Genomic DNA, 22,891 nt, shown 5'->3' with positions numbered 1-22,891 from the left:
CAGCCCATTTGAGATCTTATTTTTCGCCGCTTTTATTCGGGCTTAATGCATCGCGAACCAGGTTGCTGGAATAGTTGCAATCAACACCAGGCCGATAGCCGCTCGCTCCACGGTATTGAGTAATTTCAGCCCTTCATGCCCTTTGCGCGCATAAATAAATACCAATAATCCTGGGGCATATAACAGAACGGACAACAGCAGGTACACTAACCCGGCAGCATAAATTAACCACAAACCATACAAGCACGCGCCACTGGCAGCAACAATCAAACGCCAGTCATGACGTTTTAAGGCGACTTTAAATAAGAAGGCTCCCACGAGGAAATAGGGTACCAGAATCATTTCTGACGCAATTGTTAGTAAGGTATTGTAGTTGCTGCCCGTCAGCCAAATCAGAATCAGAGCCACCTGTACTGCGCAGTTGGTTAACCACAAAGATTGTGCCGGTGCATTGTTTTTATTCTGATGGCGGAACATTTTGGGAAAAGCCCCGTGCTTAGCTGCAACCATCGGCACTTCAGCAGCCATAATGGTCCAGCTAAGATAAGCGCCACACACAGAAATAATGAGCCCAGTGGCAATGATGACTTCACCCCAAGGGCCAATCATCTCGACCATAATTCCAGCCATCGACGGATTACGCATGCCTGCTAACTCAGCCCGCGGCACTACGCCAAGAGACAATAGGGTAATGAGCAAATAAACGCACAGGGCAGAAAGCACGGCTAACATGGTTGCCCGACCCACATCTTTTTTATTGCGTGCGCGGGCCGAAACAACGACTGCGCCTTCCACACCAATAAAGACCCAGAGCGTTATTAGCATGGTGTCCTTAACCTGCTGCCAGACCGGGGTATGCAGCGCGACACCACTAAAATCAAAACTGAAAGTATCAAGGCTGAATGCCAGGCCCGCCAACACAATAAAGCCACCGATAGGCAGCAGTTTTGCCAAGGTGGCGGCCAGGTTAATACTGGCGGCGGTTTGGACACCGCGCAGAACCAGTGCATGCACCAACCATAGCAGGAAGGAGGCTCCCAGCAATGCCTGCCAAGTATTCCCTTCACCGAAGATAATGTGACCCGATTTATCAGTAAAGAAGCTTAATGCAGCAAAAACAATTACTAAGTAAGAGACATTAGCAATAACGGCGCATAGCCAGTAACCCCAGGCTGAGAAAAAACCGATAAGATCACCAAAGCCTTCTTTGGCATAGGTGAATATTCCGCCATCGAGATCAGGGCGCAAGCGCGTCAGTAACAGCATGGCAAACGCCAGGAAGATGATCCCCACGCCGGTAATACTCCAGCCGATAAGCAGTGCCGCAGGGCTGGCAACTTCTGCCATATTTTGCGGTAAGCTGAAGACACCTGCTCCCAGCATTGAGCTAAGCACTAGCGCGGTTAGCGCAGTCAGGCCGAGTTTTTTTTCCAATTATGGATCCTGGTTTTGAAAGTATTAATGAATGGTTACTGACTTGTAAGCAGCATTATATGAGGAAAGATTATCGATAATTGACAGATAATAGCCCCAAATTTTTTGGGAGATTTTACGGAGTGGAACGCGATCATGCAATGATTGGTTATGCGATTTGGGCAAAAAATTATTCAGTCCGTACCAATAAGAAGCAGGACAATAGCAGACACATAAAAAAAGGCAGCACATAGCTGCCCTTACAGTAACGATTTAAGCAAACTTATTTGAACAAGTCAGCGCTAACACTCAGGTTACCACCACTTTGGTTCTGCCACTGGCGAGTCACATGGTAATACTTCGCACCTTTTGCCGCAGCACGTTTAGCCACTTCATGAGATACGTCAGTCATGCTGTTGTAGTGACCGCTAAAGGTAATAGAATCAAACGGCACCATCTGTGCGGCTGTCGTGTTATTCAGCTCCTGAATTTGAGTTCCATCATTCAGGGTGACAGTGTAACGTTTGCCGGTTGATGATTGCGTTTCGAAGAAACGGCCCACATCAGCACTTGGCGTACCTGAAGAGGCAACACCTGGGATTTCAACGTTGGCAGCAGCTGCGCCACCGGCAGCCAGTGCCGCACGGCCAGCATCAGAATCGGCAGGAATAACATCCGGGCTCTGAACAACACGTTTTGCCGCATCTGCTTTATAAACATATGCCGTCACAAACTGGTTGCCGCCTTGGTTTGCATCAACCTGACGCACGATAAAGAAGGAGTATGCCCCTTTCTCTTTTGCCGCTTTTGAAATGGCATCGTTGATATCAGGCTGGCTGCGGAAGAAGCCACTAACAGAAACGGTATCATAAGGCTGAAGCGCGTAGGCTTCTGCTTTTGGCAATTCTTTCACATCATTAAAGACGCGATACTGGGTTTCTTTGCTCACTTCCGCTGCATCGTTATGATAAACATCGGCCGTTACACGCCAGTTGCCGCCATTATTGTTGCTGTTGATATCCTGAATATAGAAGGAGTCTGCACCCAATTTGTCAGCACGGCGGGATACCGCATCCGCTGCTTCATTTATTGCATTAAATCGGCCAGTAATAGTAATGCGATCAAATGGCTTAATGGCTGCTGCTTGCTCAGGCGCGAGTTCTTTTGCCGCTTGTGCAGCAGAAAGCGCGGTGAGTGATAGCAATGCCGATGCGATGATCGTGTATTTCAGCTTCATAAAAAATCCTTTCGCCTTGCGCATTAACGTTGATACGTGCGGAACAATTGATGTGTAACAGAATAGCAGATGATTATTACATGTAATAATGGCGGGTGTCTCAGCAATTTATATGACTTAGTATATCAATTCTGAAGATTAGCCCGCCGGTACTTTACAGCAATAATAGGGATAAGCTTTACGAATAATTGCTTTAACGTCATAAGTGCTGATTATTTACATTTTGCTAACCTGCTGCCGCGCCATTACTGGGCTGCCTCATTATTGTCCGGCTTGTTATTTTGGTGCAAAGTTGCAGGACAAGCCGCTGGTAAATATTATTTTTGTAGTGAATTATAGAGAGTTCTTTCCGCCTGCCAGTTTTAGTGCAAAAACTGCACCAGAAGCACACACAGATATGGATCATCAGTCACATTTTCAGTAGGTTATAGGGAGCTGTAGCAAAGCAGGTTTATCAGTAACCAAATAGAACTGAAGCATACCCAAATTAGTGGGTGTTGCCGGTAGGCTGCAAGCAAACGAATCCCACGTCAGTGGTTCGGGTGAGTGTAGGTCGCTAACGTCCCAGCAACGCCGAGTAAGATGGATATGGCAATACTCATCATCAAAGACAGGTAAAAAGGGAACATTATGCGTATTGGTGTACCAAAAGAGCGGTTGGCCAATGAAGCCCGTGTTGCAGCAACGCCGAAAACGGTGGAACAACTGCTGAAATTAGGCTTCACCGTGGCGATTGAAAGTGGAGCTGGTCACTTAGCCAGCTTCGACGATGCGGCGTACCAGGAAGCGGGTGCCACCATTACGGATACCACCGATGTGTGGCAATCCGACCTTATCCTCAAAGTGAATGCGCCCCTTGAGGAAGAAATTAGCCTGATGCGCGCCGGGAGTACGTTAGCCAGTTTTATCTGGCCAGCTCAAAACCCGGAATTACTGCAAAAGTTAGCGGAGCGTCAGGTAACCGTATTGGCCATGGATTCAGTGCCGCGCATATCTCGCGCGCAATCGATGGATGCGCTCAGTTCAATGGCAAATATAGCCGGCTATCGTGCCATTGTTGAAGCTGCCCATGAATTTGGTCGCTTCTTCACTGGGCAAATTACGGCCGCGGGTAAAGTTCCACCGGCGAAAGTGGTGATTATCGGGGCTGGGGTTGCAGGTTTGGCAGCCATCGGGGCGGCAGGGAGTATGGGTGCTATCGTGCGTGCATTCGACACCCGCCCAGAAGTAAAAGAACAAGTTCAGAGTATGGGGGCTGAATTCCTTGAGCTGGACTTTGAGGAAGAAGCGGGCAGTGGTGATGGTTACGCCAAAGTGATGTCTGACGCTTTTATCAAAGCCGAGATGGCACTGTTTGCCGCTCAAGCTGCTGAAGTGGACATCATTGTTACCACTGCACTGATTCCGGGTAAACCTGCTCCTCGGTTGATCACCAAAGAGATGGTGGCATCCATGAAGTCGGGCAGTGTGATTGTTGACCTGGCCGCGCAAACCGGTGGTAACTGTGAACTGACCGTCGCCGATAAAGTGACAGTGACAGACAATGGCGTAAAAATTATCGGTTATACCGATCTACCCAGCCGTTTACCCACACAGTCATCGCAACTTTACGGAACTAACCTGGTTAACTTGCTGAAATTACTCTGTAAAGAGAAAAATGGTGAGATAGATATTGATTTCGAAGATACCGTGATTCGCGGTGTAACCGTGGTCAAAACCGGTGAAATAACGTGGCCAGCACCGCCTATTCAGGTATCAGCACAGCCTCAGGCGGCTAAAGCTGAACCTATTGTGAAAGAAGACGCCAAGCCTGGCTCGCCATGGCCGAAATACATCATTATGGCACTGGTCGTTGTGTTGTTTGGCTGGTTAGCAAATGTTGCTCCGAAAGAGTTTTTATCTCACTTTACGGTGTTTGCACTGGCGTGCGTAGTGGGTTATTACGTGGTGTGGAACGTCAGCCATGCACTACATACACCTTTAATGTCAGTCACTAACGCCATTTCAGGCATTATTGTTGTCGGCGCATTATTGCAGATTGGCCATGGCGGCTGGGTAAGCTTCTTATCCTTTATTGCCGTACTGATTGCCAGTATCAACATTTTTGGTGGCTTTACGGTCACCCAGCGCATGCTGAAAATGTTCCGTAAAAACTGAGTGGTATAAAACTCGGTGGGTATAAAAATAATGTCACACAAAAATATAGGGGTAACTGATGTCTAGTGGTCTCGTTACAGCTGCGTACATAGTTGCTGCGATTTTATTTATTTTCAGTTTGGCTGGGCTGTCGCGCCACGAAACATCCAAACAAGGTAACACTTTCGGTGTGACCGGTATGGCCATCGCGCTTATCGCCACCATCCTTGGGCCGGATTCAGGTAATGTTGGCTGGATTATCATTGCCATGGTGATTGGTGGCGCAATTGGTATCTATCTGGCGAAGAAAGTCGAAATGACTGAAATGCCAGAACTGGTCGCCATTTTGCACAGTTTCGTCGGTCTGGCAGCCGTTCTGGTTGGCTTTAACAGCTATCTGGATCACGGCCCGGTGGTGATGGACGCGGTGATGGTGAATATCCATCTGACCGAAGTCTTCTTAGGTATCTTTATCGGGGCAGTCACATTCACCGGTTCTATTGTCGCCTTTGGTAAGTTACGCGGGATTATCTCATCCAAGCCACTGATGTTGCCACAACGCCATAAGTTGAATCTGGTGGCGCTGGTTGTGTCATTCCTGCTGATGATTCTGTTCGTCAAAACCGACAGCGTTAGCTTACAAGTGGTCGCGTTGTTATTGATGACGGTGATTGCTTTGGGCTTTGGCTGGCACTTGGTGGCATCTATCGGTGGTGCTGACATGCCGGTTGTGGTCTCAATGCTGAACTCCTACTCCGGTTGGGCTGCGGCTGCCGCAGGTTTCATGTTGAGCAATGACCTGTTGATTGTAACGGGGGCCTTGGTCGGTTCTTCCGGTGCTATTCTGTCTTACATCATGTGTAAAGCGATGAATCGCTCATTTATCAGTGTGATCGCCGGTGGCTTTGGTACTGATGGTTCTTCAACCGGTAATGCTGAAGAAATGGGTGAGTACCGTGAAACCACGGCTGAAGAAGTGGCTGACCTGCTGAAAAATGCTAGCTCAGTTATCATCACTCCGGGTTATGGCATGGCAGTGGCACAGGCACAATACCCCGTCGCTGAGATTACTGCAAAACTACAAGCGCGGGGCATCAAAGTCCGCTTTGGTATTCACCCGGTAGCTGGGCGTTTGCCAGGTCATATGAACGTGTTATTGGCTGAAGCTAAGGTCCCTTATGACGTAGTGCTGGAAATGGATGAAATCAATGATGATTTCCCAAGTACTGATGTCGTGTTGGTGATTGGTGCCAACGATACGGTTAACCCAGCAGCACTTGAAGACCCGCGTAGTCCGATTGCCGGCATGCCGGTGTTGGAAGTATGGAAAGCGCAAAGTGTTATTGCCTTTAAACGTTCAATGAATACCGGTTATGCTGGCGTGCAAAACCCATTGTTCTTTAAAGAAAATACCCAAATGTTGTTTGGCGATGCTAAAGACAGCGTAGAAGCAATTTTACGCGCGTTGTAATTCGTTATTACGAATCGCAGATCAAGGGCCACCTATTCGGTGGCCCTTCTTTTTGATTTAATCAATGGGTGATGTCAGACAAGGGTTATTCAATCTCTTCCAGATCTTCATGACCTTCTATCGGACAGGTAAATCCTTCGGGTTTAATTGCCAGTAAGTCACACTTAAGATGGTCGATCACATGTTCGGTAGTATTGCCAATAAAGGCGGCAGATAGCCCAGTACGCCCCAAGGTACCCAGAACAACCACCCCAGCCCGCAAGTGTTCAGCCAAATCAGGAATAACCTCTTCAGGGAGACCTTTTTCAACATGGGTGAATTTTTCATCAATGCCAAATTGCTGGCGTAATGCTTTCATCGCAACCAAATGCTGACCACGAATTGCATCGTTATAGACGCTCGGGTCAAAATCAGGCAATTCAATGGCGATATTAATCGGGGTTACCGGGTAGGCGCTGATCAGATGCACTGGCGTTTGATTGACATGTTCGGCTAACTCTCTGGTCTCTTTGACCAAACGGAGATTTAGTGGGTCATGGAGTGGATCTTCACTTGAGAGGTTAACGGCCACCAGCGCTGTGGCGCCTTCCGGCCAGGGTTGGTCTTTCACCATCCAGACTGGGCATGGGCACTTACGCAATAAATGCCAGTCGGTTGGGGTAAAAATAATCGACTCCAGGCGGTCGTGTTGATGCGCCATTTTTAACAACAAATCGTGCTTGGCGTTCAGGATTTCCTGAATAATGGCCTCATAGGGCCGATTATGCCATACCACTTTGATTTCAATTGGAATACCGGCATCAAGATAAAAGCGGCATTGCTCGCTTATCCATGCGGAACGTTGGCTGATAACCCCTTTACGCATTGCGGTACGCTCATCAGGCGACAGCAGGGTGGTCATATCATATGACAGATCATAAATAGCCAAAAATGCTTTGATGGTGCCGCCATTGCGCTGCACAAGGTAAACAGCACGTCTTAGTGCAGGTTGATCATCCTGATTGGGGTCAATAGCAACCAGAATATTCTGATACTTTGCCATAGAGTCTCCTTACAAACGTGAATTAACAGTATGTTAGTTAAAGAGTAAACCATGAAAGGGAAACAGGATAGGTGGCTGTGGGAAGCAGACCAATAAATTTTCAAGTTGCAGATTTGCTGGCGGCTTGCGTTACCCGGTCGATCCTCAGACCTGGCCTCTACGAGGCCGTTACTTACCGCCTTCCTGCAACTTGAAATCTATCGGGTATTTATTATTCTGGTTTTGATCAGGTTACAGACTTGGTCTTGGATTACCCGCCAGTTTGGCCAGAGCTTCGGTATTCTCGATAGTAATGTACTTACCTTTCACACTCAGAATATCGCTTTTCTGGAAACGGCCCAGTAAACGGCTGATGGTTTCTACCGTCAGACCTAAATAGTTACCAATATCACCACGGGTCATCGTCAGGCGGAACTCACGTGGAGAGAAACCACGTTGAGCAAAACGGCGAGACAGATTATAGATAAAGGCCGCCAGACGCTCTTCTGCATTCTTTTTGGAAAGTAGCAAAATCATATCTTGGTCACCTTTGATCTCACCACTCATCAGGCGCATCATCTGCTGGCGCAGATTTGGCATTTTGCCGGATAAATCGTCCAACGTATCAAACGGGATTTCACAAACCATGGATGTTTCCAGAGCTTGTGCGAAGCTCGGATGCTGCAAATTGCTGATAGCGTCAAAACCGACCAAATCACCCGCCAGATGGAAACCGGTGATTTGCTCATCACCTTCTTCGGTAATGGTGTAACTTTTAATGGTCCCGGAACGGATGGCATACAGGGATTTGAGTTCATCACCTGCTTTAAACAGCGCCTGTCCTTTCTGAATAGGTTTCTTCCTTTCAATGATATTGTCGAGCTGATCCAGCTCGTTTTCATTTAAGGTAAACGGAATACAGAGCTGGCTAATACTGCAATCCTGACAGTGAATTGCACAACCACCAGACTGGATACGTCGGATTACGCGTTTTTCCGGGATCATAGGGTATTCCCATTAATATTGATATGCGTCAATTTTAACATCTTTTCTTGCGTCTGATAAGAGCAACAATAGTTAGCGTGCTAAAAGATAACCCTCATGCATTAATAACCAGCGTTTTCTCTCCACTCCACCGGCATATCCTGTCAATGCACCTTGTTGCCCAATGACCCGATGACAAGGGACAACAATTGAAATAGGGTTCAATCCATTCGCCATCCCGACAGCACGCGAAGCGGTAGGGCGGTTGATTCGTTTGGCTAACTCGCCATAAGTAATCGTTTCGCCACAGGGGATTTTTCGCAGCTCTTGCCAGACTTGACGCTGAAAATCAGTCCCAGCGGTTTTAACCGGTAAATTATCAATAATGCTCAGGTCACCAGCAAAATAGCGTTGCATACTGTCACTTAGCCCACCGGGATTGCGTTGTTCAACCAATGTAAACGCGCCCGGGCCGTAATGGTTGCCTAGCAACTTCATCAGACGCTCGTAGTGGTCAGTCCAATCGATGGCACGTAGCCGGTTTTCTTGGTCTGCGATCAGTAACAGTTCACCTTGTGGAGTTGCCATCCGATCAATAAAAAACGTTTCCATAAGTCTCCGCTATGCTGCTGCCGTTGGTTGTAGACAGTTTTACCGATAATGATTGCCTGAAATATGGCATCAAAAGATACCTACTGTGGCGATAATCGCATAACCAAGAAAATTTAGGTATAAATTCGGGGTGGGCGAACCCAACATTAGCGGCTAGGATGAGAGCTTATTGATTACGAAAGCCCTTGATTGTGAGTATTAACTGTTGTGACGACTGATACTTACGATTGCCACTTCATGCCAGGGACTAACTCCATGTCAAATATCATTTTGTCTCCTTTATTACGTGATGGCGATCCTCAGTCAGCTGTTATCGAGCGCCCGCACAGCCAATCGCCATTTATCTTACTGGCCGACCATGCCGGTCAACGGATACCGGTTCAACTTGGTGATTTGGGGTTACCCTCAGGAGAAATTGACCGCCACATCGGTTGGGATATAGGTTCATTGGCAACGGCGCGGTTACTTAGCCAGTATCTGGATGCAACCTTGATTCATCAGCAATATTCGCGATTGGTGATTGATTGCAATCGCACGCCGGGAATCGCCAGTTCGATCCCTGAAATTTCCGAGCACACTCGGATCCCGCGCAATATTGGTGTCACCGTAGCAGAGGCTGAAGCGCGCCGGGTTGAGGTATTCCAGCCTTATCATGATTTGATTACACAAACGCTGAATCAACGCCGTGATAGCGGCCAGATGAGTGTGATCCTCTCCATGCACAGTTTTACACCGTCGTTTAAAAACATTGCGCGCCCCTGGCAGATTGGTACCTTGTTTCATCGTAATCCTGAGTTTGCTTTGCAACTGGTTTCATTGTTACAGCAAGAAAGTGACTTGCACGTCGGGATTAACGAACCTTATGCCATGACGGATGCAACAGATTTCACGTTACCCTTCCACGCAGAACAGCGGCAGTTACCTTATGTGGGTATTGAGATTCGTCAGGATCTTATTACGCATCAAGCAGGTCAGGCGCTCTGGGCTAGCCGTTTGGCGCGACTGTTGCCGCAGGTGTTAGCGGCATTGAATTATGCAAAATAAGCAGCAATGCCATTTATTGACATGAAAATTATCGGTTCTGCACCAATTATCAACGCACGCTCATGACCAACAGCCATTAATTGGTTATTATCAGCATAATCATCATTTTTTATTCGCTGCATAATATTAAGGCTGATAATTACGTGGAACCAAAACCTGCGCGCATTCTGATCAGTGCCTGTTTAATGGGAAAACCGGTGCGTTATAACGGCAGTGCCCTGTCTGTTAGCGATGAAATTATTCAACGCTGGCAGGATGAGGGGCGACTGGTCCTTATTTGCCCTGAATTATCCGCAGGTATGCCGGTACCGCGTCCGCCAGCCGAAATTCAGCAAGGTAACGGCGAGGCGGTGTTGCAAGGGCTGGCGCGGGTGATCGAGCAGTGGGGCAATGATGTTAGCCGGGAGTTTTTGCAAGGGGCTTATCAGGCTCTGGAGTTGGCGCAAAAGCACTGCTGCACAGTAGCAATTTTGACCGAAGGGAGCCCATCTTGTGGGAGCAGTCGCATCTATGATGGTCATTTTAGCGGCACCCAGCGCACAGGACAGGGAGTCACCACGGCGTTATTGCGCCGCCACGGAATAACCGTTTTCAGCCATCATCAGCTTAAACAGGCAGATGATTTTTTGCGAAGCTCTTCACAAATCAAGGTTGAAAATTAACCGAATGTCATAAAATCTCGCTATACTGTATGAATGTACAGTTGTGGCGTAAAATCGCATTTTTGGTCACTTCATCTTTCTTGAAACCATTAAGTCGAGGTAGCGATATGACATTTAAGATAGTAGAAAAACAACCGCAGCAAATAGTCAGTATTCGGCTGGTCGGCCCTTATCACGAGACTATCCCGCAAGGCTTTAACCAACTTTCTTCACTCTATACTCAGTACCAAACCCCTGGGAAAGAGTGGTTGGCTCTTTACTGGGACAATCCTGAGACTAATCCTCCTGCTGAGCTACGGGCTGACGTATCCTTGTCTGTGGCTGACGATTATGTGTTGCCCGCAGAACTCAGTGATCAACTACAACTACAAGTGATTCCCGGCGGTTTGTATGCGGTGTATCACACCAGGGTAACGGATGATGATTATGCCAAAGCCTGGAGCGAGTTGTATAACCAGCATCTGCCACAAAGTGGTTATCGTTCGGTAGAAGGTGCGTGTTATGAGGTTTACCTCAATGACGGCATAACCGATGGTTATTTTGATATCGATATCTGTCAATCGGTTGAAAAAGCACAATAATGAGTGGCGGCCGTGTCGGTTGGTGCGGCTGCCTATCGTGGCAACATGGATTCAGGATAGGCGTACCGGCGTATTATCACTTTATCTCAGTGGCAAGAAATAACTGGCTCAACCAGTCACTGAAAATACGTACTCGAGGGGAAAGCTGGCGGTTGTGAGGATACAGGAACGAGACTGGCATCGGGGGTGGTGCGTATTTTGGTAGTATCTCAACCAAGGTGCCGGCGATTAAGTCAGATTCGATATGGTAACGAGGCACTTGAATAATACCCAATCCAAGACGTGCGGCTGCTACAAAGCTTTCTGCACCACTGACTGATAGAACCGTCGGTAATTTTATTTGCTGAGTTTTAGTATATGAAGACGAAGCAGAGGGTAGATATGCGCTTTCTGTTATTACCCTGGAGGACGGTGCTTTATTATAACCTGTTGTTTTATCGCGGCTAAGGGTGCTGTCAGTGCCAAATTCCAGTGGCATCAGGCTACCGGTTGCGCTAGAACGAAAACCTACCATCTGATGACCTGATAATTGGTCCAACCGGAGTGGGGTACCCTGTCGTTGTAAATATTGCGGTGCAGCACAGGTGACTTGTGGCAACAGCGCCACTCGGCGGGCGACCATATCGCTGTCTTGTAAATTACCTACACGTAGCACCCCGTCAATACCTTCTCGAATAAGGTCGACCAAGCGGTCACCTTCACTGATAAATAACTCAATGTCAGGATATTGAGCAATAAAATCAGGTAATTGTGGCAAGACGAAATGGCGGGCTAGCGTGCCCTGTACATCAATTCGTAACAAACCCCGTGGTTTAGCATTGGCAAAGGCCATTTCAGCATCTTCAATATCAGCAATAATACGCAGACAGCGCTGGTAGTAAGCGCCACCATCCAGCGTAGGGCTAACATGTCGGGTAGTTCGCTGCAATAAGCGCACATTTAAACGCTTTTCGAGCTGTTTAATAGCATCTGTCACTGTAGATCGCGGTAGATTTAAATCTTGGGCGGTTTGGGTAAAACTGCGTTGTTCCACTACCCTGATAAATACCCGCATTGCATCAATTCGGTCCACGTGATTGTTTGCTTTATTCGGATAGTGTTAACGAATAATAGATGATTATCCGAAACGATAAAAGTGGCATTCTCTGTTTGCGGGCGGTTAAACATAGCATGCTCCACTTGCTGGATAGCAATCAATGCATCGTCACAAACGATAAAATACACGTCGAGGAGAAAATCATGGTGAATACAACCGGGCAGGTTGCCATTGTAACCGGAGCATCACGGGGTATTGGCGCAGCAATTGCTGAGCGTTTGGCTCAGGAGGGGTATACCGTTCTAATCAATTATGCCCGGAGTGACATTGAGGCGGAAACACTGGTGCGCAAAATTCAACAAGCGGGCGGAAATGCAGTGAGTGCGAAGGGGGATATCAGTGATGCCGCAGCGGTTGCACAGTTATTTTCTCAAGCAGAAGCTGCGTTTGGCGGGGTTGATGTCTTGGTCAACAATGCTGGAATTCTATCTCTCAGTGCCATTGCAGACAGTGATGATGAACACTTTGACCGCCAGATCGCCATTAACCTGAAAGGGAGCTTTAACGGGATGCGTGAAGCGGCAAAGCGTTTGAAAGATGGCGGCCGCATCGTAAACTTTTCAACCAGTGTTGTCGGGCTGAAACTGGAAAAATACGGTGTTTATGCTGCAACCAAAGCGGCGGTTGAAACCATGACAGCTATTCTGGCGAAAGAGTTGCGGGGGCGTAATATCACCGTTAATGCTGTGGCTCCTGGGCCGACGGCAACCTCGCTCTTCCTTGATGGTAAATCACCAGAATTAATTGAAAAAATGGCGAAAATGGCGCCACTAGAAAGATTAGGAACGCCAGAGGATATTGCAGCAGCCGTGGCTTTTCTGGTTGGAAAAGACGGTGGCTGGATTAATGGGCAAGTTTTACGCGCCAACGGTGGCCTGATTTAGCCTGTGGTGAACGCATGGAAAGGTCAGGGGAGCCTGCATTGTCAGAGATAACAATTAATCGCGACTGTCATAAAAACGTCATTCGCTTGTTCTAGTATCCGTTGTAACCAATCAATACAAATTGTATTACTGTTTTACAACAAGGAATTATACCGATGCAGAACCGCGTATCCACTTTGTCCGGCATAGCGTTATCCACTCTGATACTCACCAGTTCATTGTTTACACCGAATGCTGTTGCTTCCGCCACTGGCTTATATGACCGTAGCGCCAAGGGAGATGTCACTCAATTTGGTGGGGCACGACGTTTGACCGGTGATCAGACACAGGCTCTTCGTGATTCGCTTTCCAATAAAACCGTAAAGAATGTCATTTTACTGATTGGCGATGGTATGGGCGATTCAGAAATCACCTCAGCACGTAACTATGCTATGGGGGCCGGTGGTTTCTTTAAAGGAATTGATGCGTTACCGCTGACAGGGCAATACACGCACTACTCATTAGATAAGAAAACGCAAAAACCAGACTACGTGACTGACTCGGCTGCCTCCGCAACAGCTTGGTCCTCAGGTGTAAAAACGTATAACGGCGCGCTGGGTGTTGATGTGTTCGGAAAAGATCACGTCACCTTGTTGGAGTTAGCGAAGAAAGCCGGTAAAGCAACCGGTAACGTTTCAACTGCTGAACTGCAAGATGCCACTCCTGCGGCACAGTTTGCTCACGTAACTGGGCGAAAATGCTATGGCCCGGAGGAAACGAGCGAGAAGTGCAGTAGCAATGCGCTGGAAAATGGTGGGCGCGGTTCAATTACTGAGCAGATGATTGCCGGGCGCGCGGATGTCACATTGGGTGGTGGCGCTAAATCATTCAGCCAAGTCGCTAAAGCTGGTGAATGGAAAGATAAATCTCTGCGTGAACAAGCCCTGGCTCGAGGTTATGTTATTGTCGAAAATCTTGATGATCTGAATGCAATAAAGCAGGCAGACCAACAAAAACCGCTATTAGGGTTATTTAGCCCAGGTAACATGCCAGTACGTTGGCAGGGGCCGAAAGCGTCTTATCATGGCAATTTAGATAAGCCGCCGGTAGTTTGTGAAAACAATGCCGAGCGTACTAAAGATATTCCAACCTTGGCAGTGATGACTGAAAAAGCAATTGACCTGCTGAAACATAACGAAAAAGGATTCTTCTTACAGGTTGAAGGGGCATCCATTGATAAACAAGACCATGCGGCGAATCCTTGTGGTCAGTTCGGTGAAACTGTCGATTTGGATGAAGCAGTACAAAAAGCACTGGAGTTTGCGCGTGCAGACGGTAATACCTTGGTTATTGTGACAGCAGACCACGCGCATTCCAGTCAAATTATTGAAGCAGATGCAAAAGCTCCCGGCTTAACACAAGCGTTAACCACGAAAGATGGCGCAGTTATGGCGATAAGCTACGGCAACTCTGAAGATGATTCTCAAGGGCACACGGGTACCCAATTGCGCATAGCAGCTTACGGACCGCATGCGGCAAATGTGGTTGGTCTAACAGACCAGACCGACCTGTTCTTTACCATGCGTGATGCTATGGCGATTAAATAAGCCACGATACACCTGTTACAACACAATTCGCTGAATAATCCCGGTGCAATAATGGCCGGGATTTTTAGTTTCTGTTAGCCACGATTATATCCATCCTCTAAATATCACTGATTTACATTATCATTTCTTACCAATTGTTATAATAATAACATTTTAATTCATACCAAACTCCTGTCTTTCCCATGCTGCGCACTTCAATTGCTGCGATCTTTGTCACACACATAACATTTGTCAGCTGATAATGTTATTGCAATAACATTGTGTGGTGAAAATTAGAATAAAGGGGTTAACAATGGATATTGCAGTAATTGGTTCCAACATGGTTGATCTGATCACCTATATTGATGAAATGCCGCAAGTCGGGGAAACATTGGAGGCACCGAATTTTGAAATTGGGTGCGGCGGTAAAGGGGCCAATCAGGCGGTTGCCGCTGCCAAGTTAGGTGCCAATGTGATGATGGTTACTCGGGTTGGTGATGATCTGTTTGCGGAAAATACCATAAGAAATCTACAAAAAGCTGGGGTTGATACCCAGTATGTAAAAGCAGTTACAGGGGCCTCGAGTGGTGTGGCTCCGATTTTCGTCGATAAATCATCACAAAATCGAATTTTGATTATCAAAGGCGCTAACAATCATTTGTTACCCGCGGATGTCGATGCTGCTGCTGATGCGCTCAAAGCTTGCCAATTGATTATTCTACAACTCGAAATTCCGCTGGAAACGGTCTACGCCGCTATCGACTTTGCGCGCCAGCACCAGATTAAAGTTATTCTTAATCCAGCCCCCGCATCTAAAGCATTGGATATCGGCTATGCATGTCAGTGCGAGTTCTTTATGCCAAATGAAACTGAGCTGGCGATTCTGACCGGAATGCCAGTTGATAGTCTGGATAACATTTACCGTGCGGGGCGCAGCTTATTGGATAAAGGGTTACATAACCTGATCATTACTTTGGGGCATCGCGGCTCATTATGGATGCACGGTGAACACATTGACCATGTGCCACCGGTTAGTGTCCACGCCATCGACACCAGCGGCGCAGGTGATGCTTTCATTGGTTGTTTTGCTCATGAATATGTCCAGCACGGCAATATATTAAAAGCGATGGAAATGGCTTCTGCTTTTGCAGCCTACAGTGTCACAGGAAAGGGAACCCAACGTTCTTATCCTGATGCGTCGCAATTTATTGATTTTTTAAAGACCCTACACCAAGGAAAATAAAATGCGCCTTAATACCGTTCAACTGCCAGATGGCTATTTAAATAAAACGCCGTTATTCCAATTTATTTTGCTTTCCTGCTTATTCCCGCTATGGGGATGTGCAGCCAGTCTGAATGATATTTTAATTACTCAATTTAAAAGCGTATTTGCACTCAGTGATTTTGCCAGTGCACTGGTACAAAGTGCCTTTTATGGCGGTTATTTTCTGATTGCTATTCCTGCCTCTTTGGTCATCAAAAAAAGCAGCTACAAAGTTGCTATATTAATCGGGTTAACACTTTATATTATCGGATGTATGTTGTTTTATCCTGCCTCCCATATGGCAACATATACTATGTTTCTGGCCGCTATTTTTGCCATCGCTATTGGTTTAAGTTTCCTTGAAACTGCGGCTAACACCTACAGCTCCATGATTGGTCATAAAGACTATGCCACTTTACGGCTTAATATCAGCCAAACTTTCTACCCGATCGGCGCATTGATGGGGATAGTACTCGGTAAATACCTGGTATTTCAGGAAGGTGATAGTTTACACAACCAAATGGCCGCGATGACGCCAGATCAGATTCATGCTTTTCGTCTTACGATGTTAGAACATACATTGGAGCCTTATAAATATCTGATTTTTGTTCTGCTGCTGGTTATGCTGTTATTTGTTATTACTCGTTATCCTCATTGCAAACCACAAGGTGATAGCGGTAAAAAAGTGGTTTCACCGTCATTAAAAGAAACCTTGAAATATTTAGCTGGGAACAGTCGTTTTAAAAAAGGCATTGCGGCGCAGTTCCTCTATGTGGGTATGCAAGTCGCAGTATGGTCCTTTACGATTCGCCTGGCCTTAAACCTGGGCGCATCTAATGAACGAGATGCCTCGAACTTTATGATTTACAGTTTTATTTGCTTCTTTATTGGTAAGTTTGTGGCCAACTTCCTGATGACACGATTTAAAGCCGAAAAAGTGTTAATTGCCTATTCTATTTTAGGTGCATTAACGCTGCTTTATGTCGTAACCGTACCCAACTTTACTGCGGTATATGCAGCCGTATTTGTCAGCGTCTTGTTTGGGCCCTGCTGGGCGACTATCTATGCAGGCACCCTGGATACAGTAGACAACAAATATACTGAAGTGGCCGGGGCCATTATTGTGATGTCGATAGTGGGGGCCGCAGTGGTACCAGCATTACAAGGGTTTGTCTCTGACCATCTTGGTTCAATGCAACATGCATTTTTTGTCTCATTATTGTGTTTCGCCTATGTTGGTTTCTATTTTTGGGGTGAACTGCGCAATAAACAACGGACAAGTGCGGCAACATTGGCAAATAATGAGTCTTAATTGAACCGGGAGTAACAATAAATGACCGCCAAAATAACGCTAATCCGTGAACAGTTCAGTCGCCAGGAGCAAGAGATCTATAGCAGTAGTGATTTTACTGTTATCAGTTTTAAATATGCCTCAGGTATTGAAGCTCTGAAAATTGTTAATTCTCGTGGGTACCTGACCGTTTTACCTTATTACGGCCAAATGATTTGGGATGCGGAATTTGATGGACATAACCTGAAAATGGAAAATATGTTCTCTCAACCTAAGCGCGGAGAGAACATTGTTGATACCTACGGTTGTTTTGCTTTCCATTCGGGTTTGCGCCGTAATGGTTGTCCATCGCCTGAGGACGACCATGTATTACACGGCGAGATGCCTTGTGCTGAAATGGACTACGCTTGGCTCCTTATTGACGGCGACACACTTGCCGTCACGGGCAGTGTGGAATATGTGAAAGGGTTCGGTGATCATTATTGTGCGCAACCGCTGGTTAGGCTCAGGGCCGGTAGCGCGCAGTTCGATATTGAGATGAAGGTGACTAACTTATCCAGTATGCCGATGCCTTTGCAATATATGTGTCATATGAACTACACCTATATTCCTGGGGCCACTTTCCGTCAAAATTTACCTGGTTCAGCACTGAAATTGCGTGAGACAGTGCCGGCACATGTACACCCAACCCCGCAATGGTTGCACTACACCCAACAATTACGGGAAAGAACTCAGGGATTAACCGATTTAAATGAATCGGAGTTTTACGATCCGGAAATTGTATTTTTTGCCGATAATCTTGCGCAATATGTTGATAATGCAGAATTCTTTATGTTGTCCCCGCAAGGACATCGTTTTGTGACTCGTTTTTCCACCGCGCAGTTTAATTATGCTACTCGTTGGATTTTACATAATGGCGATCAGAAAGTGGCTGCATTTATTTTACCTGCAACCTGTCGCCCGGAAGGGTATTTGGCGGCGAAAGAAAAGGGGACGTTATTAATGTTATCCCCAGGAGAGAGCCGCCATTTCAGCGTGACCACCGGAGTGGTTTAATAATGTTGTATGCTGGCAGAAAATAGCTATGTTATTAGCGGGCAAGGACGCCCGCAGAGCCGTTAAGTAAATGCAAAACCACTGAAAACTAAATACGACCGTAAAAAGTCATTCTGGCGGTCTCGGATAGCGCAATATCGGGTTGAGCATTATAGGCTAACACTACCAGCATTCGTGTGACATCCCCTTGGGTCGGCGTGACTCGGTGAATCGCATTTCTTCCACGAAATAGCACTAAGTCCCCCGGTTCAATTTGCAATGTTTTAGGTGTGACCTGTTGGTTTAACAATTGTTCCACTCCTGAGTAATTCATCTCTCCTTTATCGGCATCGCGCATCTCTTCAATATATTCAAAGACGCCACCCGCTTGCGGTTTTTGTACTAATAAGGTGATGGCGAATGATGAATTATCAAAATGCCAACCTAACTCTTGGCCTTGACTGGCATAGTGCAAGTTAATTGAAGAAAGCGAATCGGCGTAAGGGTAGAGTTGTTTTTCATCTAATACGGCACACAAGAAGTCTTGGAAATCTTGCGCATTGTACAGCGTTCGTAATGCGGAATCGGTAGGGATCTCTTCGTCAGTAATACAGCCTTTTGATGAGGTAACCAACCGATTACGGGGATGGTCAGCAGGGAAGGCGGGATCGGCTTTGGTCAGATAAACATTATGCTGATTAGCGGCATAGTAAGCTCGATGCTTATGACTGACGCCTTCTTGTTTAATACTACTCAGCGCGCGGGGCTGCAAGAAGCCTGATAGTACCAAGGCACCGTATGTTTCTAACGTGTTCTTGCACTGTGTGATGAACATAACATCGTTGATTGGGTTGGCTTCCATATTAATAATTTCGCTGAGCTGCTGCATATATCCTCCCAGTAATGCTAAATGTTGCTTGGTTTCTGTTCCTAACTGTATAGGATTAGTTGTAACTGGAATAACAATAAAACGTTACTGTTAGGTTAAGTTTGGCTATCGGTATCAATATAATGCGTTATGGATAAGGGAGGCTGTTATGAATAGTTTGAAGGCTGTTCGTTTGCCAAAGTTAACCGCCATTTTAGCATTCGAGACAGCCGCTAATACCGGCAGTCTGGCCAGTGCGGCGGCCCGGTTATCATTAACGCCAGCGGCGGTTAGCCAGCAAATACGTCAGTTAGAGCAACATCTGGGGATTCAATTATTTGCCCGTTCGAAATCAGGCGTTGAACTGACCTCGCAGGGTAGTGCCTATTTAGCTTATGTACAGCAGGCATTTGAAACATTACGGATGGCCCAACAGAGTATGGCGCGGGATAAAGGCAATATATCATTGAATATCTCAGCACTGCCCGCCCTGGCGAGTCGATGGCTTAATCCGCATCTCAAGCAGTGGTTAGCCCAATATCCCGATGTGGATATTCGGATTCATGCTACTCACGGGGTGGTTGATTTCAATCGTACTGCGGCAGATTTTTATCTGGCTTTTGGTGATGAACATTATCCCCAGCAAGAGAAAGAAATGCTATTTCAGGATTGGGTTTTTCCGGTTGCAAGCCCACTGCTATTAACTACCCCTTGGCTTGATGGTAAACACAACATTATCTACCCAATGATACATGTTGATTGGGGCAAAGAAGGGCAGTTCTTACCTGATTGGCATGAATGGCTGCTGTCAGCAAAATTAGATGAGTGTGTTCCCAACCGAGGGCCAATCTACAACTTAACCTCCATGGCGATTGATTCGGCCGTGGCGGGGAACGGTATTTTACTGGGCCAACAACATTTGATTAAAAAAGAATTAGATGAGGGGTGTTTAATTCAGTTGTCTGAACATAAATTACCCGTTACAAAACCTTATTATCTAATTTACCCCAAGCGAACCCTGGACAAACCAAGAGCGGCGGAGTTTATCCAATGGTTGCATAGTCTTTGCTAGCTGAATGCATAATCAACTGGCATAATTGATTTATTGTGCATTCTGGCCTGTTGTTATGGTGGGCAGATGCATTAAATTAAAACACTGACTTATTATTTAACCTGTAAATTGCACTTAAGTTAAATTTACAGGTTTTCTCTACGGCTTTTTGCCGTGGTTTATTTGTGTAAAAACGGTGTGTGAAAAGAGTTATTTATTAAAAATCGCCATTAAAGGCAGAATAAAAATTACTATTTTAAGATAGGGGCATATAAACCATCGTGGCGAAGAGAAAATCTACCGGTACCGGCTGGGTTATCCTACTAATAGTCGTTTTAGGGCTGATTACCGGTATCCCAAGAGAAGTATGGATTGCACTGAGTGCGGCTATCTTATGCATGTATTTTGTCTGGCAAAATCTTAAAGGGACGAAGCGGTCTGTCGCCTCATCTATTAGCGCGGACATGCAGAAAACTGCAGCGATACCTGATCTTGGCGATTATCCTATTACCCCTTCGCAGCTTGAACCCGAACATAGCATTGAAGGTAGCAGCGCAAATCAGACCCCATCAGTTGATGAAATCAAGAAACCCGCGACTAAAAAACCCGAGACCTCGCGAGGATCTTTAGCCCGCGCTTCCTGGTTACGTCCTGGCGAGTTGGCGGTTGTGGCTGGAATAAATTTACCCGATGGCATGATTTACATTGGTAATAAATACAAAAGTAATCGCACTGGTGCGGAACCTGCATTTATTAACCCATCGATGGATGTGGCAGAACAAGAAATAGATATCTCCTTGCCGCTGATTGATAATGCGCCTGATTACTCGACATGTTCGCCGCAAGCGAGAAGAGCTTATTTACAATGGCTTGCAGATGGGCGTAAATCACCTACTGCGCATATTGGTTACGTCTTCCTATTCTTCTATGGTTTGGAACATCGGATTTTAATCGATGCTGCAATTGATCCGGTAGCGAAAAAAGAACTTCCTATTCTTGAAGAAGAAATTAATCGCCTGCTAAATATTTATGGGAAAAATAACGCATTTAATCATTATGCGCAGAACTTGTTGGTTTATATATCTCGAGTGAATATAGAAGAGAAACTCTATCTCTCTCCCCCCCCATTAACCCGCGAGGCATCAACAGAACTTCCGTTGGCGCTACTGGTTGGTTTAGGGCAGTTGGCTGTTGACCAGCAACCTTTGCCTGCCGCCTGGGCGCTCGCCTGGGGCGAGGCTGATCCGGCGATAAATCAGAATATCTCAATGGCACATTGTGCTGATATTTTCTCCTCACTTTTTCAGCAGCGTTATCGTGAGCAGTATGGAGACGGATTTTTATTACCCATAAATAAAACCAAGCTACTGATATTTTATCGCCCTGCATCTGCGGGATTAATGGGGCAAGAGTTCTTTCAGCAGATGGGGGAACTGCCGAATGTGGCTGTGTGTAAAGCGCATAGGGATAAGCTGAGGCCAATATTTGAATCTTGCCAGCATGACCTGGATATCTATAACCGTTTTGCCAGTGTTAATCCAAAGAAAAAAATGTCACTGGAAGGGCAACTATTACTACCGATGCCGTTGTGGTCAGCAGCATTAAAAACAGAGTTAGAAAGTATCAAAGCGAGAGTGGGTTATGGTTTGTTGATGGTAACGCTGGATGAGCTTTTTCTTCGGCTCAGTACGGCGTGCGACACCAAGCCATTAGAGCGTTTATCCCGCAGTCAGGTTATGGCATTAACCTTTGCATTAGCATCACTGCAAGTGGGTATTGAACCTGATGTCAGAGCAGATAACCGCACACCTGTTTTGCAAGATACTGTGGCACTGTTCCCTATTGAGTCAATGGTGGCTGAATCTGCCACCTTTGCCGCATACCGCGTGACCATGCTTGCGGTGGAGTTGGCTTGCGCAGCGGTGATGATCGATGGGCGTATCGGTGAGCCAGAATCCATGATATTGACCCGACATATTGATGCCTGGGGTTATCTTAGCCCCGGTCAGCGTATGCGGTTGAAAGCTTATCTCCAACCCGGTATCAGGAAAAATAATACCCTACTGGCCCTGAAAAATAATCTTGAGCCGCTCTCGCTGGAGAACCGTCGGGCCATTGCTCGCTTTTTGGCACATTTGATTCAGGTAGAGGGAACCATTACGCCACCAGAAGTGAAATTTCTTGAACGGGTATATAAGCGTTTTGCCTTAGACAGCAAATTGGTTTATAGCGATCTTGATAGCCGTGCAACCCCGATGACACTGAGTCTGCCGTCTCAAGCCGCTGAAGTTATTAATGATACAGACCGTATTAATCTGTTAAAAAATGAAAGCCAGCAATTAGTGGTGTTGCTGGAGAGTCTGTTTGTTACTGAAAATACTGAGGTATCGACTCAGGAAGAGATTAATCCACAATCAATAACAGCAATTAGTGCTAATTTGCCCGATAGCATCGTGACTTTCTTGAAATTATTGATTTCCCGCGACTCTTGGGAAAGAGAAAAATTAGCAGATATCGCGTTAGATATGGAAATCAAAATTGACGACGCGCTGATTGAAATAAACCGCAAAGTATTGTCGGCGTTTGATGCCCCCTTAGTAACCGGTGAAGACGTTATCGCAATAAACCGTGATATATCGGCAGCACTATTAATATGATTAGCCAGGTATCGTCGCG

The 22,891-nt window shown here is 46.4% G+C and carries 19 protein-coding genes; 12 read left to right on the top strand and 7 right to left on the bottom strand.

Features of this window, described 5'->3' with window-relative positions:
• Window positions 1-42: 42 nt before the first annotated feature.
• Both Q2T71_RS10755 and ydgH read right to left on the bottom strand, forming a co-directional pair.
• Window positions 43-1,434: an amino acid permease gene (locus tag Q2T71_RS10755; RefSeq protein ID WP_372559067.1), complete on the bottom strand. Its 1,392-nt coding sequence runs from the start codon at window positions 1,432-1,434 to the stop codon at window positions 43-45.
• A 262-nt stretch (window positions 1,435-1,696) separates the two neighbouring features.
• Entirely contained in the window at window positions 1,697-2,650 is a 954-nt protein-coding gene (gene ydgH / locus Q2T71_RS10750; RefSeq protein ID WP_083158798.1) for a DUF1471 family protein YdgH, read from the bottom strand.
• Window positions 2,651-3,280: 630 nt separating this feature from the next.
• On the opposite strand from ydgH, the gene pntA reads away from it, so the two are divergent.
• Complete coding sequence (pntA, locus tag Q2T71_RS10745) at window positions 3,281-4,807, top strand: Re/Si-specific NAD(P)(+) transhydrogenase subunit alpha (RefSeq protein WP_372559066.1); 1,527 nt, start codon at window positions 3,281-3,283, stop codon at window positions 4,805-4,807.
• A gap of 58 nt (window positions 4,808-4,865) precedes the next feature.
• Window positions 4,866-6,257 carry a Re/Si-specific NAD(P)(+) transhydrogenase subunit beta gene (gene pntB / locus Q2T71_RS10740; RefSeq protein WP_372559065.1) on the top strand — a complete coding sequence of 464 codons (1,392 nt, stop codon included), beginning with the start codon at window positions 4,866-4,868 and terminating at the stop codon, window positions 6,255-6,257.
• Between the two features lie 85 nt (window positions 6,258-6,342).
• On the opposite strand, the gene uspE is transcribed toward pntB, so the two are convergent.
• From uspE to ogt, 3 genes are all read right to left on the bottom strand, one after another.
• Window positions 6,343-7,299, bottom strand: coding sequence for a universal stress protein UspE (gene uspE, locus Q2T71_RS10735; protein WP_083158802.1), 957 nt, complete (start codon window positions 7,297-7,299; stop codon window positions 6,343-6,345).
• A 231-nt stretch (window positions 7,300-7,530) separates the two neighbouring features.
• The gene (locus Q2T71_RS10730) at window positions 7,531-8,283 is read right to left on the bottom strand and encodes an FNR family transcription factor (RefSeq protein ID WP_004390269.1); all 753 of its coding nucleotides are present in this window, start codon (window positions 8,281-8,283) and stop codon (window positions 7,531-7,533) included.
• A gap of 72 nt (window positions 8,284-8,355) precedes the next feature.
• Window positions 8,356-8,874, bottom strand: coding sequence for a methylated-DNA--[protein]-cysteine S-methyltransferase (gene ogt, locus Q2T71_RS10725; protein ID WP_372559064.1), 519 nt, complete (start codon window positions 8,872-8,874; stop codon window positions 8,356-8,358).
• Between the two features lie 255 nt (window positions 8,875-9,129).
• Between ogt and Q2T71_RS10720 the strand changes: the two genes are divergently transcribed.
• The 3 genes from Q2T71_RS10720 to sbmC all read left to right on the top strand — a co-directional run bounded on the left by Q2T71_RS10720 (window position 9,130) and on the right by sbmC (window position 11,161).
• Window positions 9,130-9,918 (top strand): N-formylglutamate amidohydrolase, encoded by a 789-nt coding sequence (locus Q2T71_RS10720; protein WP_372559063.1) that lies wholly within the window; start codon window positions 9,130-9,132, stop codon window positions 9,916-9,918.
• Between the two features lie 143 nt (window positions 9,919-10,061).
• The gene (locus tag Q2T71_RS10715) at window positions 10,062-10,580 is read left to right on the top strand and encodes a DUF523 domain-containing protein (RefSeq protein ID WP_372559062.1); all 519 of its coding nucleotides are present in this window, start codon (window positions 10,062-10,064) and stop codon (window positions 10,578-10,580) included.
• A 107-nt stretch (window positions 10,581-10,687) separates the two neighbouring features.
• Entirely contained in the window at window positions 10,688-11,161 is a 474-nt protein-coding gene (sbmC, locus tag Q2T71_RS10710) for a DNA gyrase inhibitor SbmC (RefSeq protein WP_372559061.1), read from the top strand.
• 76 nt (window positions 11,162-11,237) lie between these two features.
• Here sbmC and Q2T71_RS10705 read toward each other — a convergent pair whose 3' ends face one another.
• The gene (locus Q2T71_RS10705) at window positions 11,238-12,233 is read right to left on the bottom strand and encodes a LysR family transcriptional regulator (protein ID WP_372559060.1); all 996 of its coding nucleotides are present in this window, start codon (window positions 12,231-12,233) and stop codon (window positions 11,238-11,240) included.
• A gap of 167 nt (window positions 12,234-12,400) precedes the next feature.
• Between Q2T71_RS10705 and Q2T71_RS10700 the strand changes: the two genes are divergently transcribed.
• From Q2T71_RS10700 to Q2T71_RS10680, 5 genes are all read left to right on the top strand, one after another.
• On the top strand, window positions 12,401-13,141 hold the full coding sequence (locus Q2T71_RS10700; RefSeq protein WP_372559059.1) for an SDR family oxidoreductase: 741 nt from the start codon (window positions 12,401-12,403) through the stop codon (window positions 13,139-13,141).
• Between the two features lie 155 nt (window positions 13,142-13,296).
• Window positions 13,297-14,727, top strand: coding sequence for an alkaline phosphatase (gene phoA, locus Q2T71_RS10695; RefSeq protein WP_372559058.1), 1,431 nt, complete (start codon window positions 13,297-13,299; stop codon window positions 14,725-14,727).
• A 292-nt stretch (window positions 14,728-15,019) separates the two neighbouring features.
• Window positions 15,020-15,949, top strand: coding sequence for a ribokinase (gene rbsK / locus Q2T71_RS10690; protein WP_372559057.1), 930 nt, complete (start codon window positions 15,020-15,022; stop codon window positions 15,947-15,949).
• Between the two features lies 1 nt (window position 15,950).
• Window positions 15,951-17,282 (top strand): L-fucose:H+ symporter permease, encoded by a 1,332-nt coding sequence (fucP, locus tag Q2T71_RS10685; protein ID WP_372559056.1) that lies wholly within the window; start codon window positions 15,951-15,953, stop codon window positions 17,280-17,282.
• Between the two features lie 21 nt (window positions 17,283-17,303).
• The gene (locus Q2T71_RS10680) at window positions 17,304-18,317 is read left to right on the top strand and encodes an aldose 1-epimerase family protein (RefSeq protein WP_372559055.1); all 1,014 of its coding nucleotides are present in this window, start codon (window positions 17,304-17,306) and stop codon (window positions 18,315-18,317) included.
• A gap of 88 nt (window positions 18,318-18,405) precedes the next feature.
• On the opposite strand, the gene Q2T71_RS10675 is transcribed toward Q2T71_RS10680, so the two are convergent.
• A complete protein-coding gene (locus Q2T71_RS10675) occupies window positions 18,406-19,185 on the bottom strand; it encodes a 2OG-Fe(II) oxygenase (RefSeq protein ID WP_372559054.1) in 780 nt (259 codons plus the stop codon).
• 148 nt (window positions 19,186-19,333) lie between these two features.
• Between Q2T71_RS10675 and Q2T71_RS10670 the strand changes: the two genes are divergently transcribed.
• Both Q2T71_RS10670 and Q2T71_RS10665 read left to right on the top strand, forming a co-directional pair.
• On the top strand, window positions 19,334-20,236 hold the full coding sequence (locus Q2T71_RS10670; protein WP_372559053.1) for a LysR substrate-binding domain-containing protein: 903 nt from the start codon (window positions 19,334-19,336) through the stop codon (window positions 20,234-20,236).
• 260 nt (window positions 20,237-20,496) lie between these two features.
• Window positions 20,497-22,872: a TerB N-terminal domain-containing protein gene (locus Q2T71_RS10665; RefSeq protein ID WP_372559052.1), complete on the top strand. Its 2,376-nt coding sequence runs from the start codon at window positions 20,497-20,499 to the stop codon at window positions 22,870-22,872.
• Window positions 22,873-22,891 lie beyond the last annotated feature (19 nt).

Source organism: Yersinia sp. 1652 StPb PI, assembly GCF_041538345.1.
Taxonomy (GTDB): Bacteria; Pseudomonadota; Gammaproteobacteria; order Enterobacterales; family Enterobacteriaceae; genus Yersinia; species Yersinia enterocolitica_E.
The sequence above is the reverse complement of the archived record's forward strand: the minus strand, read 5'-3'. Positions and strand labels throughout refer to the sequence as shown.

Coding starts and splice junctions, on each gene's coding strand:
- fucP (WP_372559056.1), top strand. CDS start 15,951: ATGCGCCTTAATACCGTTCAACTGCCAGATGGCTATTTAAATAAAACG.
- rbsK (WP_372559057.1), top strand. CDS start 15,020: ATGGATATTGCAGTAATTGGTTCCAACATGGTTGATCTGATCACCTAT.
- pntB (WP_372559065.1), top strand. CDS start 4,866: ATGTCTAGTGGTCTCGTTACAGCTGCGTACATAGTTGCTGCGATTTTA.
- pntA (WP_372559066.1), top strand. CDS start 3,281: ATGCGTATTGGTGTACCAAAAGAGCGGTTGGCCAATGAAGCCCGTGTT.
- phoA (WP_372559058.1), top strand. CDS start 13,297: ATGCAGAACCGCGTATCCACTTTGTCCGGCATAGCGTTATCCACTCTG.
- Q2T71_RS10670 (WP_372559053.1), top strand. CDS start 19,334: ATGAATAGTTTGAAGGCTGTTCGTTTGCCAAAGTTAACCGCCATTTTA.
- uspE (WP_083158802.1), bottom strand. CDS start 7,299: ATGGCAAAGTATCAGAATATTCTGGTTGCTATTGACCCCAATCAGGAT.
- sbmC (WP_372559061.1), top strand. CDS start 10,688: ATGACATTTAAGATAGTAGAAAAACAACCGCAGCAAATAGTCAGTATT.
- Q2T71_RS10680 (WP_372559055.1), top strand. CDS start 17,304: ATGACCGCCAAAATAACGCTAATCCGTGAACAGTTCAGTCGCCAGGAG.
- ydgH (WP_083158798.1), bottom strand. CDS start 2,650: ATGAAGCTGAAATACACGATCATCGCATCGGCATTGCTATCACTCACC.
- ogt (WP_372559064.1), bottom strand. CDS start 8,874: ATGGAAACGTTTTTTATTGATCGGATGGCAACTCCACAAGGTGAACTG.
- Q2T71_RS10720 (WP_372559063.1), top strand. CDS start 9,130: ATGTCAAATATCATTTTGTCTCCTTTATTACGTGATGGCGATCCTCAG.
- Q2T71_RS10730 (WP_004390269.1), bottom strand. CDS start 8,283: ATGATCCCGGAAAAACGCGTAATCCGACGTATCCAGTCTGGTGGTTGT.
- Q2T71_RS10675 (WP_372559054.1), bottom strand. CDS start 19,185: ATGCAGCAGCTCAGCGAAATTATTAATATGGAAGCCAACCCAATCAAC.
- Q2T71_RS10700 (WP_372559059.1), top strand. CDS start 12,401: ATGGTGAATACAACCGGGCAGGTTGCCATTGTAACCGGAGCATCACGG.